The sequence below is a fragment of the Microbacterium sp. NPDC056234 genome (assembly GCF_042267585.1).
Classification (GTDB): Bacteria; Actinomycetota; Actinomycetes; order Actinomycetales; family Microbacteriaceae; genus Microbacterium.
This window is the reverse complement of record NZ_JBHJTE010000001.1, coordinates 120,224-134,261: the sequence shown is the minus strand read 5'-3', so window position 1 is coordinate 134,261 and position 14,038 is coordinate 120,224. Positions and strand designations below refer to the sequence as shown.

Here is a 14,038-nt window from a genome sequence, read left to right as displayed (position 1 = left end):
TCAGAAGCCGGGGAGCAGGCTGACGACGAGATCGATGAGCTTGATGCCGATGAACGGCGCGATGACGCCGCCGAGGCCGTAGACGAGCAGATTGCGCTGCAGGATCTGTGCGGCACCGGCCGGCCGGTACGCGACGCCGCGCAGGGCGAGCGGGATGAGGAAGACGATGACGATCGCGTTGAAGATGATCGCGCTCGTCACGGCCGAAGCGGGGGAATGCAGTTGCGTGACGTTGAGCACCGCGAGCCCAGGGAACACCCCCATGAACATCGCCGGGATGATCGCGAAGTACTTCGCGATGTCGTTGGCGAGCGAGAAGGTCGTCAGCGCACCGCGCGTGATGAGCAGCTGCTTGCCGATGCGTACGATGTCGATGAGTTTGGTCGGATCCGAATCGAGATCGACCATGTTGCCTGCCTCTTTCGCCGCCGACGTTCCCGTGTTCATCGCCACGCCGACGTCGGCCTGCGCGAGGGCAGGCGCATCGTTCGTGCCGTCGCCGGTCATCGCGACGAGCCGTCCGCCCTCCTGCTCACGGCGGATGAGCGCGAGCTTGTCCTCGGGGGTCGCCTCCGCGAGGAAGTCGTCGACGCCGGCCTCCTGCGCGATCGCGGCGGCGGTGAGCGGATTGTCGCCCGTGATCATCACGGTGCGGATGCCCATCGAACGCAGTTCCTCGAATCGCTCGCGCAGACCCGTCTTGACGATGTCCTTGAGATGTACGACGCCCAGCACCCGCCCGACCCCGTCCGCCCCTTTCACCGCGACGACCAGGGGGGTGCCTCCGCTACCGGCGACGGCATCCGTCGTGCGGGTGAGCCCGGCATCCGCGTCGTCGAGTCCGAGCCAGGCGCTCACGGCGGAGCCGGCGCCCTTGCGGATCTGCGTTCCATCGGCGAGGTCCAGTCCGCTCATCCGGGTCTGCGCGGTGAACGGCACCACGGCGGCATCCTGCGGTGCGTCGACGTGGATGCCGCGCGCGGCGGCGAGGTCGACGATCGACGCGCCCTCCGGAGTCGGATCGGCGAGTGAGGAGAGAGCCGCCGTGCGCAGCAGGTCGTCGGTCTCGACGCCGGCGAGCGGAAGGACCTCATCAGCACGACGATTGCCGTAGGTGATCGTGCCGGTCTTGTCGAGGAGCAGCGTCGTGACATCGCCTGCCGCTTCCACGGCGCGCCCGGACATCGCGAGGACGTTGCGCTGCACGAGGCGGTCCATGCCGGCGATGCCGATCGCCGACAGCAGCGCACCGATGGTCGTCGGGATGAGGCAGACGAGCAGGGCGATCAGCACCGGGATGCTCACCGGGGAAGCCGTGTAGGACGCGATCGGATTCAGCGTGAGCACGGCGACGACGAAGACGATCGACAGGCTCGCGAGCAGGATGTTCAGCGCGATCTCGTTGGGAGTGCGCTGCCGGTTCGCGCCCTCGACGAGGGCGATCATGCGATCGACGAACGTCTCGCCCGGCTTCGACGTGATGCGCACGACGATCCGGTCCGAGAGCACGCGCGTCCCGCCGGTGACGGCGCTGCGATCGCCGCCCGATTCGCGGATGACGGGTGCGCTCTCTCCCGTGATCGCGGATTCGTCCACGGTGGCGATCCCGGCGACGATGTCTCCGTCGCCCGGGATCAGCTCGCCGGCCTCGACGACGACCACGTCATCGCGTTGCAGCTCCGCGGATGCGACGTCGGCGGTCGCGGCGCGAACCGCCCCGGCATCCGTCGTCGCTTCGTAGTCGACGACCCGACGCGCGAGGGTGCTCGTCCTGGTCTTCCGCAGCGTCGCAGCCTGCGCCTTGCCTCGGCCTTCGGCGACGGACTCCGCGACATTGGCGAAGAACACGGTCAACCAGAGCCACGCGGCGATGCCCCACGTGAAGCCCGCCGGGATCGGGGTGCCGCCGGACTCGGCATCCCCGGCCAGGAGCGGCTCCGCGACGGCGAGGATCGTGGTGAATGCCGCGCCGACCCAGACCAGGAGCATCACGGGGTTGCGGACCAGCGTCGCCGGGTTGAGCTTGCGGAACGCTCCGGGCAGCGACTGGAGGAGGGGACGCCAGCCGAACGCGCGGCGTGGGACGGAGGGCGCGGATGCCGTGGCATCCGACGGCTCAGGGGTGGATGTGAGCAGTGCCATGTCAGACGAGTCCTTCGGCGAGGGGGCCCAGAGTGAGGACCGGGAAGTAGGTGAGCGCCGTCACGATGACCGCGACGGCGGTGAGCAGGCCGACGAACTGCGGTCGGTGGGTGGGCAGCGTCCCGGTGGTCGCGGGGATCCGATCCTGCGCCGCGAGGGAGCCGGCGAGGGCCAGCACGAGCACGATAGGCAGGAACCGGCCGAGCAGCATCGCGACGCCGAGGGCGGTGTTGAACCACGCCGTGTTCGCGGTGAGGCCGGCGAAGGCGGAGCCGTTGTTGTTCGCAGCCGACGTGAAGGCGTAGAGCACTTCGCTCATGCCGTGCACCCCGGGATTCAGGATGCTCGTCGACGCGACATCCTCCCGGATGCCGGGGATCGCGAAACTCAGCGCGGTACCGCCGAGGACGAGGATCGGCGTGACCAGGATGTAGAGGCTGGCGAGCTTGATCTCGCGCGGGCCGATGCGCTTGCCGAGGTATTCCGGAGTCCGGCCGACGAGCAGGCCGCCGATGAACACCGCGACGACGGCGAGGACGAGCATGCCGTACAGCCCGGAGCCCACGCCGCCCGGTGCGACCTCGCCGAGCATCATGTTGATCATCGGCATCATGCCGCCGAGGGCCGTGTACGAGTCGTGCATCGAGTTCACCGCGCCCGTCGAGGTCAGCGTCGATGCACTGCCGAACAGGGTGGAGCCGAGGATTCCGAAGCGCTGCTCCTTGCCCTCCATCGCGGCACCGGCGAGCTCGGGTGCGGTTCCTCGGCCCGCGAGTTCCAGTGCCGACAGCGCGAACGTGGACACCAGGAAGATCAGGCCCATCACAGCGACGATCGCGTACCCCTGGCGGTCGTCGCCGATCATGCGTCCGAACGCACGGGGCAGCGAGAACGGGATGGCGAGGATCAGGACGATCTCGAGCAGGTTCGTCCATGCCGTCGGGTTCTCGAACGGGTGCGCGGAGTTGGCGTTGAAGAAACCGCCGCCGTTCGTGCCCAGCAGCTTGATCGCCTCCTGCGAGGCGACCGGCCCGCCGGGGAGCGTCTGCGTCGCGCCCGACAGTGCTGTCGCTTCCGTGAATCCGGTGAAGTTCTGCACCACGCCGCCGGCGATCAGCGCCAGTGCGCCGAGCGCGGCGATCGGGAGCAGGATGCGCCCGAGACCGCGAGTGAGATCCACCCAGAAGTTCCCGATGGTCGTCGAGCCGCGTCGCGCGAAGCCGCGAATGAGGGCGACGGCCACCGCGAGGCCGACCGCGGCCGACACGAAGTTCTGGACCGTGAGTCCGGCGAGCTGAACTGTGTACCCCATCGTCTGCTCGGGCGAATACGACTGCCAGTTCGTGTTCGCGACGAACGACGCCGCCGTGTTGAACGCCAGTCCTTCCGGCACGGCCGGGAGGCCCAGTGATGCGGGGAGCACGGCCTGCACGCGCTGGAGCACGTAGACGAGAAGGAGTCCGGTGACGGAGAAGACCAGCACGCTGCGCGTGTACGCCCGCCAGGTCTGCTCCGCCGTCGCATCGACGCCGATCGCGCGGTAGACCAGTCCTTCGGCACGCAGATGCCGTGCCGATGCGTAGGTGCGCGCGATGTAGTCGCCGAGCGGGCGGTACAGCACCACGAGCACAGCGACCAGCGTCGCCGCCTGCAGCAATCCGAGCCAGATCGTGGCGGTCATCAGAAGCGCTCCGGGAGGACGAGGGCGACGACGAGGTAGACGACCGCCGCGATCGCCAGAGCCGCAGCGGCGATCTCGAAGACGATCATCCCCTTCTCCTCTCCACCCATCGCTTCGCGCTGGGTGGAGCCTCGGGAGCGGGGTCCCGCCTCTCCACCCCCTTCGCGACGAAGGAGACGACGGCGAACAGCGCGAGTGTCAACGCGAGATAGAGAAGATCGAGCACGAGACCTGATACAACTCCGGTGCCGGGCGGCCGTGGCAGATCCTCACGACTTCCCTACGAGATCGGGCGAGAACCATGCGCGATGCTCACACGTCGAGGGCGACGGCCGGCCGACCGATCTGCGCGGTACACTTTCCCGCTGTGGGAGATCAGGTTCTGCTGGCGTTCATCGCCATTGCGATCGGCGTCGGCTTCGGCATCCTGCTCTTCGTCCCGTTCGTCGCGATCAGTTACCGGCGCCGGGGGCGGCTGAGCCTCGGACGCACGCTGCTGTGGCTGGCTGCGCTCGTCTACTTCTGGGCGATCTGGACCTACACGCTTCTGCCGCTGCCCGACCCGGATGCGATCCGCTGCGTCGGAGCGATCACCGATCCGATGTCGGTGGTGCGCGACCTGCAGAAGGCGTTCGCGGCACCGGGCAATCCGCTCACCCAGCCCGCGCTGCTGCAGCTCGTGTTCAACGTGCTGCTTTTCGTCCCCCTCGGAGCATTCCTGCGCGTGCTCGGTGCCCGAGGCATCCTCACCTCGTTCTTCGTCGGCCTCGCGCTGTCCTTGCTGATCGAGACGACGCAGCTGACCGGCGTGTGGGGGCTGTATCCGTGCGCGTACCGCTTCTTCGACGTCGGCGACCTGATGACGAACACGCTCGGCGCCGTCATCGGCTCGGTGCTCGCGCTGGTCGTACCGCGTTCGATGCGCGGCATGGCGGCCACGGCGGATGCCGCTTCGCCGCGGCCTGTGACACGAGGGCGTCGCGCCGTCGCCATGCTGTGCGATGCGCTCGGGTACGGATTCGTCGCGACCGGCGTCGCCGTCGCCACCCAGGTCTGGCTGCAGTACGTCGTGCAGGACCGCCAGGCGGTGCTCGACGGCCGGATCGCCGAGGTCCTGAGCGTGACCGCCGCGGCCGGACTCTGGCTCGCGGTCGTCCTCGTCACCGGCCGGTCGATCGGCGACCTCGCCGTGCAGCTGCGCTATCGCGGTTCCCGCTTGCCTGTCCCGCTCGCTCGCGTGCTGCGCTGGGCGGGCGGCATCGGCGGGATCGGCGCGCTGCAGCTGCTGGGCGGCCTGTTCGACACCCTCTCGTCCGCGCTGATCCTGCTCGCCGTCGTACTGCTGTTCACGACTCGTCGCGGACGTGGGCTGCCCGGACTGCTCTCCGGTCAGGAGCTCGAAGACGCGAGGGCGGATGCCGCAGCCTCCGCCCCGCGGTGATGCCTACTCCCACGTGGCGGTCTCCGGATCGATGCCGTGGTGGCGCGCCGATTCGTCGATGCTCTGACGGAACCACGAGGCCAGGCCGTCACCGATCCCGTCGTAGTAGGACGAGAACCCCGGATCGGCCTCGAACATCCGGCCCAGGCACACCTGCATCTGCCGTGTCAGCGGGAAGAAGTGGGAGAACACCTCGCGGTGGCGCTCGACGAGTGCGTCCGCTTCCGCGCTACCAGGCTCGACTCGTCGGCTCACCGCTTCGGCGAGGTCGCGCTGGAGAGCGGACATGGCTTCGGAGAGCTCGCGCCACTGGCTCGGTGAGCGGGACGCGGAGCGCTCGGCGAACTGCGCCCACTGCCTCGATCCGCCCCAGACGTAGCGCGCCCCGCGCGATTGCTGCGGATCCCAGCCTTCGCCGAAGATCTCACGCTGCTCGTCGTCGCCCATCAGGATGCCGCGCTCATGCGCGTCGGTCATGCGCTCGAGCCGTTCGTCGAGCCGCTGCAGATCGTTGATCCGTTCGGCCAGCTGCGCGCGCTGCTCGCGCAGCGTGTCTCCGATCTCCGTGCTCGCGTCGTCCAGGACATCACGAATCGCGTCGAGCGTCAGACCGGCCTCACGGTACGCCACGACCCGGCTCAGGCGCTCGAGGTCATCCCACGTGTAGAGGCGATACCCGGCAGGCGTGCGACGGGACGGCGATGCGAGGCCGATCTCGTCCCAGTGATGGAGGGTGCGCACGGTCAGACCGAGCAGGTCGGCGGCGACGCCGACCGTCGCATCCTCATCGAGCGCCTCGTCGACCATAGATGTCATTGTGCTCCTCCTTCGGCGGCTTCCGGCGCGAAGATTCCGACGGACGCGAAGTCCCGCCCTACGTCGCTGTCGGGAGTGAACGGCGTCGCCGCCGTGAACGTGACGTGCGCACCCTCCGGTGTGATGATGTCTATATCGCGCGTTCTCCATGCCGTGTCGTACGGGCCGGTCACCGAATCCGGGGACAGCTCCCGACAGGCATCGGCCACGGATTCGAGCTGGTCGAGCACGCAGGAGACGAAGACCTGGACCGCGGATGCCGCCGACGGGGCCGTGTCGTGGTCCGAGGGAACGAGCAGAACGTCCTGGAACGCCCACCGCCGCAGGTGCACGATCTGCCCGGGAATGTGGAAGAAATCGACGAAGCCCAGTCCGCGGACCCAGAAATCCGTCGACGCCGCGAGATCCTTCGACGGGATCTTCACGAACATCGGCATCGCGTAGATGCCGAGGAACGGATCCGGCGCGACAGCGTCGGGGCCGTCGGGGACGGGGCTCATCTCGAATGCATTGAAGTGATCAGTCATGTGAGCAAGCGTGGGTCCTCACGTCGCGTGAGGGTCAAACTCCCGCGCACGCTCATCGCGAACGCACAGCCCATTCCGATCACGAACCCGTAACGTCGATCGCATGACGACCGTTGACGTCTCCGAGGATGCGATCCGCCAGACCAAGGAGCTCCGTGACGAGTTCCAGCGATTCCTGCGCGAGTACGAGTTCGGCATGCGCGAAGTCGAGACCAAGATCTCGATCCTTCGGGACGAGTTCACGCACGACCACGCGTACAACCCGATCGAGCACGTCAAGAGCCGGTTGAAGTCGCCGGACAGCATCGTCGAGAAGATCGCCCGCAAGGGCATCGCGGAGCCGGACTTCGACCGCATCCGCGCCGAGATCACCGACATCGCCGGTGTCCGCGTCACGTGCAGCTTCGTCGCCGACGTCTACCTGCTCTTCGATCTGCTCACCGCGCAGGACGACGTCGCGGTCCGCGTCGTGAAGGACTACATCGCCGATCCGAAGCCGAACGGGTACAAGAGCCTGCACGCCATCCTCGAGGTACCGGTCTTCCTGTCCACAGGGGCCCTGTCCGTCCCGGTCGAGGTGCAGTTCCGCACCATCGCCATGGACTTCTGGGCGAGCCTGGAGCACAAGATCTACTACAAGTTCTCCAATCAGGTGCCGTCGCACCTGGTGAGCAGCCTGTCGGATGCGGCGGACGCCGCCGCCGAGCTCGACGTCCGCATGGAGCGGTTGCACCGCGAAGCGCACGGTTCGCCCAACCGTCAGCTCGCGCAGGCCCCGCCGCGCATCGTCCAGGTCTGAACGGACGTCACGGGCTGCCCGCAGCGCCCTCGCCCGGCTCGCGACTCGGTACGGCTGCACGATCCGGGAACAGATGCACGACTGAGAATCGATTTCCGGCCCGGCAGTCGTTCCCCGGTCGTGCAGATGTACCGCCTCAGGCCAGGAACTCCCGCGCGGCCGTCGTCATCGCGGTCACGCCGACCTCGATGGTCGGGTGGATCTCCGGCGCGTAGAACGGGGAGTGGTTGGTGGGGACGTCCGCGTCGGCGGTGCCTCCCGCGATGGCCTCCGCGAAGCGGACGGGGTCGAATCCGCCCCAGAACCAGAACACCAGCGGGGCTCCGGAGTCCCGCGCGAACCAGGACACGTCCTCGCTGCCCGTGAACATCCCTGGATCGATCACGGACTGCTCGCCGAGTGCTCGCTGCAGCGCGGCCGTCACTCGCGCGGTCGCGTCCACGTCGTTGATCGTGGGCGGCAACGTGTGATCGGTGCGGATCTCCGGCTCGCGCTCGGCGCCGGATGCCGCGGCTTCGGCCCGAACGATCCGCTCGACGCTCGCGAGCACCTTGTCGCGCATCTCGTCGTTCGGGTAGCGCAGGCTGAGCTCGAGCTTGGCCTCGGTCGGGATGATGTTGTTCTTCAGTCCCGCGTGGATCGAGCCGACGGTGACGACTGCGACCTCCTGCGGGTTGACCTCTCGCGAGGTGATCGTCTGCAGCCGCATCACGGTCGCCGCCGCCATCACGACGGGATCGATCGTCGTGTGCGGGCGCGAGCCGTGCCCGCCACGGCCGTGCAGCGTGACGGTCAGGCCATCGGATGCCGCCATCTGGGTGCCGCTGCGGACGCCGATGATCCCGGCGGGCAGGGGAGTGACGTGCTGTCCGAGCACGACATCGGGCTTCGGGTAGCGGACCAGGATCCCGGCATCCAGCATGGCCCGGGCACCGGCACCGTACTCCTCGGCCGGCTGGATCAGCACGACGACCGTTCCCGACCATTCGTCGCGGGTCGCGACCAGCTGCTCGACCGCACCGATCATGGCGGTGACATGCATGTCGTGACCGCACGCATGCATGACGGGCACCGTCGTCCCCGACGGATCGACTCCGGTCGCGGTGCTCGCGTACGGCAGGCCGGTCTGCTCCTCGACCGGGAGCGCATCCATGTCGGCGCGCAGCCACACGGTCGGACCCTCGCCGTTCGCGAGCAGGCCGACGACGCCGGTTATCCCGACGCCCTCTTCGACGTCGAGTCCGAGGTCGCGCAGGTGCTGGGCGGCGATGCCCGCGGTCCGCGTCTCCTGGAAGGACAGCTCCGGATGCCGGTGCAGATCGATGTACAGCGCCTCGAGGTCGATGGTCATGCCCTCACCCTAGCCGCGTCTCTCAGCGCTGCGCATAGGTGGACAGCTCGGGTCCGGGGTGCAGCACGGCGTTCACGATCGCACGGATCGCGAACTCGCTCGCCGCGCCGAGATCGATGACATCGGGGTGCAGCAGCCACTGCAGCTGCAGGCCGTCCATGACCGCAAGAATCGACGCGGATGCCGCGGCGACCGTCTCGGTCTCGGTCACGCCCTCTTGCGCGCACAGCTGCGCGAATGCATCGCTGACCTCGCGACGCAGCGTCGTGTAGCGGTCCTCGAAGTACTCCCGGCCGGGGTGCTCATCGGTCACCGACTCGGAGGAGAGCACGGTGTAGGCCTGGACGATCCCCGGGCGCTTCTCGTTCGCGAAGGCGGTCCTGACCAGGTGCAGGAACAGCTCCGGTCCGCCGGGAATGTGCTTCTTCTCGAGATCCTGGACGTCTGCCTGATCACGGAACGCGAGAACCTCGAGCAGCAGCTTCTGCTTGGAGCCGAAGTGGTGCAGCACGCCGGCGTGGGTGATGCCGACCTGCTCGGCGACATCGGCGAGTGTGCCGTTCGTCGAGCCCTTGTTGCCGAAGATCTCGACGGCCGCTTTCAGAATCTGTTCACGCTTCGCGCGCGTCGCGGGGCGGGTGCGCACGGCATCCTCGCTGGTGGCCACGATGCCTCCTTCCGTTGCGGTTCTGTGACTTGCCTTCGAACTTACCGGTGGGTAATCTCACATCAGCTTACTTTCTAGCCAGTAAGTTGGGAATCCCCCACCGCCCCGTGAAGACGACCGGTGGTCCACAGCACACAGACCGTGCCCAAGGAGAAGCAATGAAGCTCAGAAAGTCCCTCATCGCCGCGTTCGCCGTCGCAACCCTCGGTGCGACCGTGCTCGCCGGATGCTCGGCCGGCGGTGGTGACGCCGGAGACAACGACGGCGGCGATCTGCCCGCCCTGACGATCGCGAAGCCGGACGGCGCGATCACCACCGAGTCGCACAACCCCTACCTCGGCGACTCGTCGGCATCGAAGTACGGCTACGCCAAGGTCATCTTCGAGCCCCTCGCACTCGTGAACCCCACCGGCGATCTCGGCACGACGCCGTGGCTCGCCGAGTCGGTCGAGTGGAACGACGACTACACCGAACTCACGATCGTCCCGCGCGCCGACGTCACCTGGAGCGACGGCGAGCCGTTCACGGGCGATGACGTCGTGTTCACGTTCGACCAGTTCCTCAACGGAAAGCTCACCGATTCGTCGGGGCTGAAGTACGAGGGGGCGACCGTCGACGGCGACAGGATCACCCTGAAGTTCGCCGACTCGAAGTTCACCTCGCAGTCGCGCGTGCTGCACACCCCGATCGTGCCCAAGCACATCTGGGAGAACATCGCAGACCCCAACACCGACCCGCTGACCGAAGAGGGTCTCGCCGTCGGCACCGGCCCCTACACGCTCACGAACTGGACGACGGAGTCCGTCACACTGACGGCGAACGACGAGTACTGGGGCGGCGAACTTGCCGTCCCCGAACTGCACTACGTCTCCTACGGTGACAACGCAGCCCTCACCACGGCACTCGCCTCCGGCGACGCCGACTGGGCGCAGGCGTTCATCCCGCAGGTCGAGGAGAGCTATCTCGCCGCCGACGAGGACAACCAGTTCCTCGTCTCGCCGACGGCCGGCGCAGGCACCCTGTTCTTCAACCTGCAGACCAAGCCCTTCAACGACCCTGCGCTGCGCCAGGCGCTCGCCTGGACGATCGACCGCGACGCATACGTCGACATCGCCCGCGAAGGCGCGAGCGACCCGATCTGGAACGTGACCGGCCTCGGCACTCTCCTCGAGGACGAGATCATCCCCGAGTACAAGGACCAGAACTACGAGATCGACGTCGACAAGGCCAAGGAGGTCCTCACGGACGCCGGCTACACCTGGAAGGACGAGAGCCTGATCGACCCGGATGGCGAGCCCGTCTCGTTCTCGATCTCCGTTCCCGCCGGATGGAGCGACTGGAACACCGAGCAGGCGCTCCTCGCCGAAGAGCTCGACGAGGCCCTCGGCATCGAGGTCAAGGTCGACCAGCCCGACTGGGGCGGGTGGGACGCGGCCCGTCAGGAGGGCACCTTCCAGGCGATCATCCACTGGCTCGAGGACACCGGGAACGTCTACGGCCTGTACACCTCGACGATGGATCCGAAGTGGATCGTCGACGACAAGGCGCAGTTCAACTTCGGCCGCTTCGAGGACCCGGCGGTGACCGAGGCGCTGAACACCTACGCCAACGCCTCCTCCGATGAGGAGCGCGCGGCGGCGTCCGCGACGATGCAGAAGGCCTTCGCCGAGAACGTGCCGGCCATCCCGCTGGGTGCGCACCCGCTGCTGGGCGAGTTCAACACCCGCAACTACGTCGGATGGCCGAGCGAGGAGGACCAGTACGCGTCCGGTGACCCGACCCAGCCGGCCGTCGTGCAGGTGCTGAAGAATCTGACCGCCAAGTAACCTCTCCTCGCTCGTCGGGCGGGGTCCTCCTCGGACCCCGCCCGACGAGCGAGAGGCGGAAAGGAACCCCATGCCAGACCCCCTGCTCACCGTTCACGACTTCTCGGTCGTGTACGACGTCGATCCGCCGGTCGCGGCGGTGAAGAACGTCACCCTCGAACTGCAGCGCGGCGAGATCCTCGGCCTCGCCGGAGAATCCGGCTGCGGCAAGACGACGCTCGCCTACGGCGTCCAGCGCCTGCTCAAGGCCCCGGCGGTGATCACCAGCGGCTCCGTCACCTTCCATGACGCGACCGGCGAGGACATCGACGTCGGATCCCTGGATGCCGAGCAGATGCGGCGCTTCCGCTGGGACAAGATCTCCATGGTGTTCCAGGGCGCGATGAACGCGCTCAACCCGGTCGCCACGATCGGCGCGCAGCTGTCCGATGTGTTCGAGGTGCACCGCCCCGGCATGAACAGGAAGCAGCGCGAGGCGGCCGTCAAGGAGCTGCTCGAGATCGTCAAGGTGGGCGCGCAGCGCATGCGCTCCTTCCCGCACGAGCTCTCCGGCGGCATGCGCCAGAGGGTCATGATCGCGATGGCGCTCGCGCTCCGTCCGCAGCTGATGGTGATGGACGAGCCGACGACCGCGCTGGACGTCCTCGTGCAACGCGAGATCCTCCGCCAGATCTCGCAGCTGCGGGCCGAGTTCGGCTTCTCGGTGATCTTCATCACCCACGACCTGCCGCTGCTGCTGGAGATCAGCGATCGCATCGCGATCATGCGAGACGGACAGATCGTGGAGTTGGACACCGCCGAGCGGATCTGGAACGCTCCTCAGGACGAGTACACCAGGACCCTGCTGTCCTCGTTCCCGCGTCTCACCGGAGAGAAGGGGGTGGTCGTCCGATGAGCGTGCTCGAGGTGCGACACGTCACCAAGACCTACAACGTCCGCGGCGCCGGTCAGCTCACGGCACTAGACGACGTGAACTTCACCCTGCGGTCGGGGCAGACCATCGGCCTGGTCGGTCAATCCGGCAGCGGCAAGTCGACGATCGCGAAGATCCTCACGCAGCTGGAGACGCCCACCAGCGGTGAGGTGCTGCTGGACGGACAGCCCATCCCGCGTCGCGGTCGAGGCCTGCGAACCTATCGGCAGCAGCTGCGCATGGTCTTCCAGGACCCGTTCGCGTCGCTGAATCCCTACCACTCCATCCGCTACCACCTCGCGCGCCCGCTGCGGCTGGACGATGTCGTCCCCAAGGCCGAGACCGAAGCCGAGGTGCGTCGCCTCCTCGAGCGCGTGCGCCTGATCCCGGATGCCGTGATCGACCGCCGCCCGCACGAGTTGTCCGGCGGTCAGCGACAGCGCGTCGCGATCGCCCGCGCGCTGGCCTCCCGGCCGGCCATCCTCGTCGCCGACGAACCGGTGTCGATGCTCGACGTCTCCATCCGCCTCGGCGTGCTCAACCTGCTCGCCGACCTGCAGCGCGAGGAGGGCCTCGGCGTGCTCTACATCACGCACGATCTCGCCACGGCCCGTCACTTCAGCGACGAGATCATGGTGCTCAACCAGGGCCGCATCGTCGAGCACGGTCCGGCGGACGACGTGATCCTCCGCCCGCAGGATCCCTATACACAGGAGCTCCGCGCAGCCTCCCCGGACCCGGAGCGACACTTCGCGTCGACATCCCCCCTCGGAGGTGCCTGATGACCGCCATCGAACCACAGCTCCGCAGTGCGGAGGACCCGCCTGCCGTCGACGCCGTCGAAGCCGGAACCACCGCGACGAAGGTCGTCGCCGGCCGCTCCCGCATCCCGTGGCGCTTCCTCGGCGGGCGTGCCGCGTTCTACCTCTTCACGCTGTGGGCAGCGCTGACGATCAACTTCTTCCTGCCCCGCATGATGAAGGGCGACGCGGTCAGCCAGTACCTCGCCCGCAACCGCAACGTCTCGCCAGAGGCCGCGGACGCGCTGCGATCCCTGCTCGGCCTCGACACCGACAAGTCCCTCTGGCAGCAGTACCTCGACTACTGGGCCCTGCTGTTCCAGGGCGACCTCGGCGTCTCGCTGCTGCACGGACTGCGCCCCGTCACCGAGGTCGTCGCGCAGGCGCTGCCGTGGACGGTCGGACTGGTCGGCTTCGCGACGATCGTCTCGTTCGCGATCGGCACGATCGGCGGCGCGATCATCGGATGGCGCCGAGGCAGCCGGTTGGACGGGCTCATCCCCATCACCACCTTCCTCAGCACGATCCCCTACTTCTGGCTCGGTCTGCTCGCGATCGCGGTCTTCTCGGTCAACCTCGGCTGGTTCCCGATCGGCAAGGCCTACGGCGTCGGGATGTCCCCGGGGTGGGACATCGAGTTCGTCGGACAGGTCATCCATCACGGCACGCTCCCGGCCGCGACCATCATCATCGCCTCCCTCGGCGGCTGGATGCTCGGCATGCGCAACATGATGCTGACCGTCCTCGACGAGGACTACATCACCGTCGCCCAGGCGAAGGGCATGCCCAACCAGCGCGTGCTGTGGCGATACGCCGCGCGCAACGCGGTCCTGCCGCAGATCCAGAGCTTCGCGTTGTCGATCGGCTTCATCGTCGGCGGCACGATCGTGATGGAGATGGTCTTCAGCTACCCCGGAGTCGGCAAGCTGCTGCTGGATGCGACGAACGCCAAGGACTACGCGCTCATGCAGGGCGTGTTCCTGGTGATCACCCTCTCGGTGCTCGTCGCGAACATCCTCGCGGACATCGCGTACGCATTCCTCGACCCTCGCACGCGCCAGACGGAGGCCTGAAC

Annotated in this window: 13 protein-coding genes; 6 read left to right on the top strand and 7 right to left on the bottom strand. The window is 67.7% G+C overall.

From position 1 onward, the window contains the following. Genes kdpB through ACFCYE_RS00595 form a run of 3 tightly spaced genes read right to left on the bottom strand, consistent with a single transcriptional unit; the run spans position 1 to position 3,912 of the window. Positions 1-2,142 carry a potassium-transporting ATPase subunit KdpB gene (gene kdpB, locus ACFCYE_RS00605; protein ID WP_376175606.1) on the bottom strand — a complete coding sequence of 714 codons (2,142 nt, stop codon included), beginning with the start codon at positions 2,140-2,142 and terminating at the stop codon, positions 1-3. A 1-nt stretch (position 2,143) separates the two neighbouring features. After that, positions 2,144-3,823 (bottom strand): potassium-transporting ATPase subunit KdpA, encoded by a 1,680-nt coding sequence (gene kdpA / locus ACFCYE_RS00600; protein ID WP_376175605.1) that lies wholly within the window; start codon positions 3,821-3,823, stop codon positions 2,144-2,146. After that, positions 3,823-3,912, bottom strand: coding sequence for a potassium-transporting ATPase subunit F (locus tag ACFCYE_RS00595; protein ID WP_376175604.1), 90 nt, complete (start codon positions 3,910-3,912; stop codon positions 3,823-3,825). The genes kdpA and ACFCYE_RS00595 overlap by 1 nt, the downstream gene beginning before the upstream one ends. A gap of 278 nt (positions 3,913-4,190) precedes the next feature. Between ACFCYE_RS00595 and ACFCYE_RS00590 the strand changes: the two genes are divergently transcribed. Then, a complete protein-coding gene (locus ACFCYE_RS00590) occupies positions 4,191-5,264 on the top strand; it encodes a VanZ family protein (RefSeq protein ID WP_376175603.1) in 1,074 nt (357 codons plus the stop codon). A 3-nt stretch (positions 5,265-5,267) separates the two neighbouring features. On the opposite strand, the gene ACFCYE_RS00585 is transcribed toward ACFCYE_RS00590, so the two are convergent. Both ACFCYE_RS00585 and ACFCYE_RS00580 read right to left on the bottom strand, forming a co-directional pair. Then, positions 5,268-6,080 (bottom strand): MerR family transcriptional regulator, encoded by an 813-nt coding sequence (locus ACFCYE_RS00585; protein ID WP_376175602.1) that lies wholly within the window; start codon positions 6,078-6,080, stop codon positions 5,268-5,270. After that, a complete protein-coding gene (locus ACFCYE_RS00580) occupies positions 6,077-6,607 on the bottom strand; it encodes a VOC family protein (protein ID WP_376175601.1) in 531 nt (176 codons plus the stop codon). The genes ACFCYE_RS00585 and ACFCYE_RS00580 overlap by 4 nt, the downstream gene beginning before the upstream one ends. A gap of 103 nt (positions 6,608-6,710) precedes the next feature. Between ACFCYE_RS00580 and ACFCYE_RS00575 the strand changes: the two genes are divergently transcribed. Continuing rightward, positions 6,711-7,406 (top strand): GTP pyrophosphokinase family protein, encoded by a 696-nt coding sequence (locus ACFCYE_RS00575; RefSeq protein WP_376175600.1) that lies wholly within the window; start codon positions 6,711-6,713, stop codon positions 7,404-7,406. A gap of 136 nt (positions 7,407-7,542) precedes the next feature. Here the strand turns inward: ACFCYE_RS00575 and ACFCYE_RS00570 are convergent, their stop codons facing one another. Beyond that, positions 7,543-8,757 (bottom strand): amidohydrolase, encoded by a 1,215-nt coding sequence (locus ACFCYE_RS00570; protein ID WP_376175599.1) that lies wholly within the window; start codon positions 8,755-8,757, stop codon positions 7,543-7,545. Positions 8,758-8,779: 22 nt separating this feature from the next. Further along, the gene (locus tag ACFCYE_RS00565; RefSeq protein WP_376175598.1) at positions 8,780-9,424 is read right to left on the bottom strand and encodes a TetR/AcrR family transcriptional regulator; all 645 of its coding nucleotides are present in this window, start codon (positions 9,422-9,424) and stop codon (positions 8,780-8,782) included. Between the two features lie 158 nt (positions 9,425-9,582). Between ACFCYE_RS00565 and ACFCYE_RS00560 the strand changes: the two genes are divergently transcribed. From ACFCYE_RS00560 to ACFCYE_RS00545, 4 genes are all read left to right on the top strand, one after another. Beyond that, complete coding sequence (locus tag ACFCYE_RS00560) at positions 9,583-11,250, top strand: ABC transporter substrate-binding protein (protein ID WP_376175597.1); 1,668 nt, start codon at positions 9,583-9,585, stop codon at positions 11,248-11,250. A 70-nt stretch (positions 11,251-11,320) separates the two neighbouring features. After that, on the top strand, positions 11,321-12,145 hold the full coding sequence (locus ACFCYE_RS00555; protein WP_376175596.1) for an ABC transporter ATP-binding protein: 825 nt from the start codon (positions 11,321-11,323) through the stop codon (positions 12,143-12,145). Further along, on the top strand, positions 12,142-12,945 hold the full coding sequence (locus ACFCYE_RS00550; RefSeq protein ID WP_376175595.1) for an ABC transporter ATP-binding protein: 804 nt from the start codon (positions 12,142-12,144) through the stop codon (positions 12,943-12,945). Before ACFCYE_RS00555 ends, ACFCYE_RS00550 begins: the two co-directional genes overlap by 4 nt. Further along, positions 12,945-14,036, top strand: coding sequence for an ABC transporter permease (locus ACFCYE_RS00545; RefSeq protein WP_376175594.1), 1,092 nt, complete (start codon positions 12,945-12,947; stop codon positions 14,034-14,036). Before ACFCYE_RS00550 ends, ACFCYE_RS00545 begins: the two co-directional genes overlap by 1 nt. Positions 14,037-14,038 lie beyond the last annotated feature (2 nt).

Bases quoted from the DNA above. Each gene is read 5' to 3' on its own strand.
- kdpB (WP_376175606.1), bottom strand. From the start codon at position 2,142: ATGGCACTGCTCACATCCACCCCTGAGCCGTCGGATGCCACGGCATCC.
- kdpA (WP_376175605.1), bottom strand. From the start codon at position 3,823: ATGACCGCCACGATCTGGCTCGGATTGCTGCAGGCGGCGACGCTGGTC.
- ACFCYE_RS00595 (WP_376175604.1), bottom strand. From the start codon at position 3,912: ATGATCGTCTTCGAGATCGCCGCTGCGGCTCTGGCGATCGCGGCGGTC.
- ACFCYE_RS00585 (WP_376175602.1), bottom strand. From the start codon at position 6,080: ATGACATCTATGGTCGACGAGGCGCTCGATGAGGATGCGACGGTCGGC.
- ACFCYE_RS00580 (WP_376175601.1), bottom strand. From the start codon at position 6,607: ATGACTGATCACTTCAATGCATTCGAGATGAGCCCCGTCCCCGACGGC.
- ACFCYE_RS00575 (WP_376175600.1), top strand. From the start codon at position 6,711: ATGACGACCGTTGACGTCTCCGAGGATGCGATCCGCCAGACCAAGGAG.
- ACFCYE_RS00570 (WP_376175599.1), bottom strand. From the start codon at position 8,757: ATGACCATCGACCTCGAGGCGCTGTACATCGATCTGCACCGGCATCCG.
- ACFCYE_RS00560 (WP_376175597.1), top strand. From the start codon at position 9,583: ATGAAGCTCAGAAAGTCCCTCATCGCCGCGTTCGCCGTCGCAACCCTC.
- ACFCYE_RS00555 (WP_376175596.1), top strand. From the start codon at position 11,321: ATGCCAGACCCCCTGCTCACCGTTCACGACTTCTCGGTCGTGTACGAC.
- ACFCYE_RS00550 (WP_376175595.1), top strand. From the start codon at position 12,142: ATGAGCGTGCTCGAGGTGCGACACGTCACCAAGACCTACAACGTCCGC.
- ACFCYE_RS00545 (WP_376175594.1), top strand. From the start codon at position 12,945: ATGACCGCCATCGAACCACAGCTCCGCAGTGCGGAGGACCCGCCTGCC.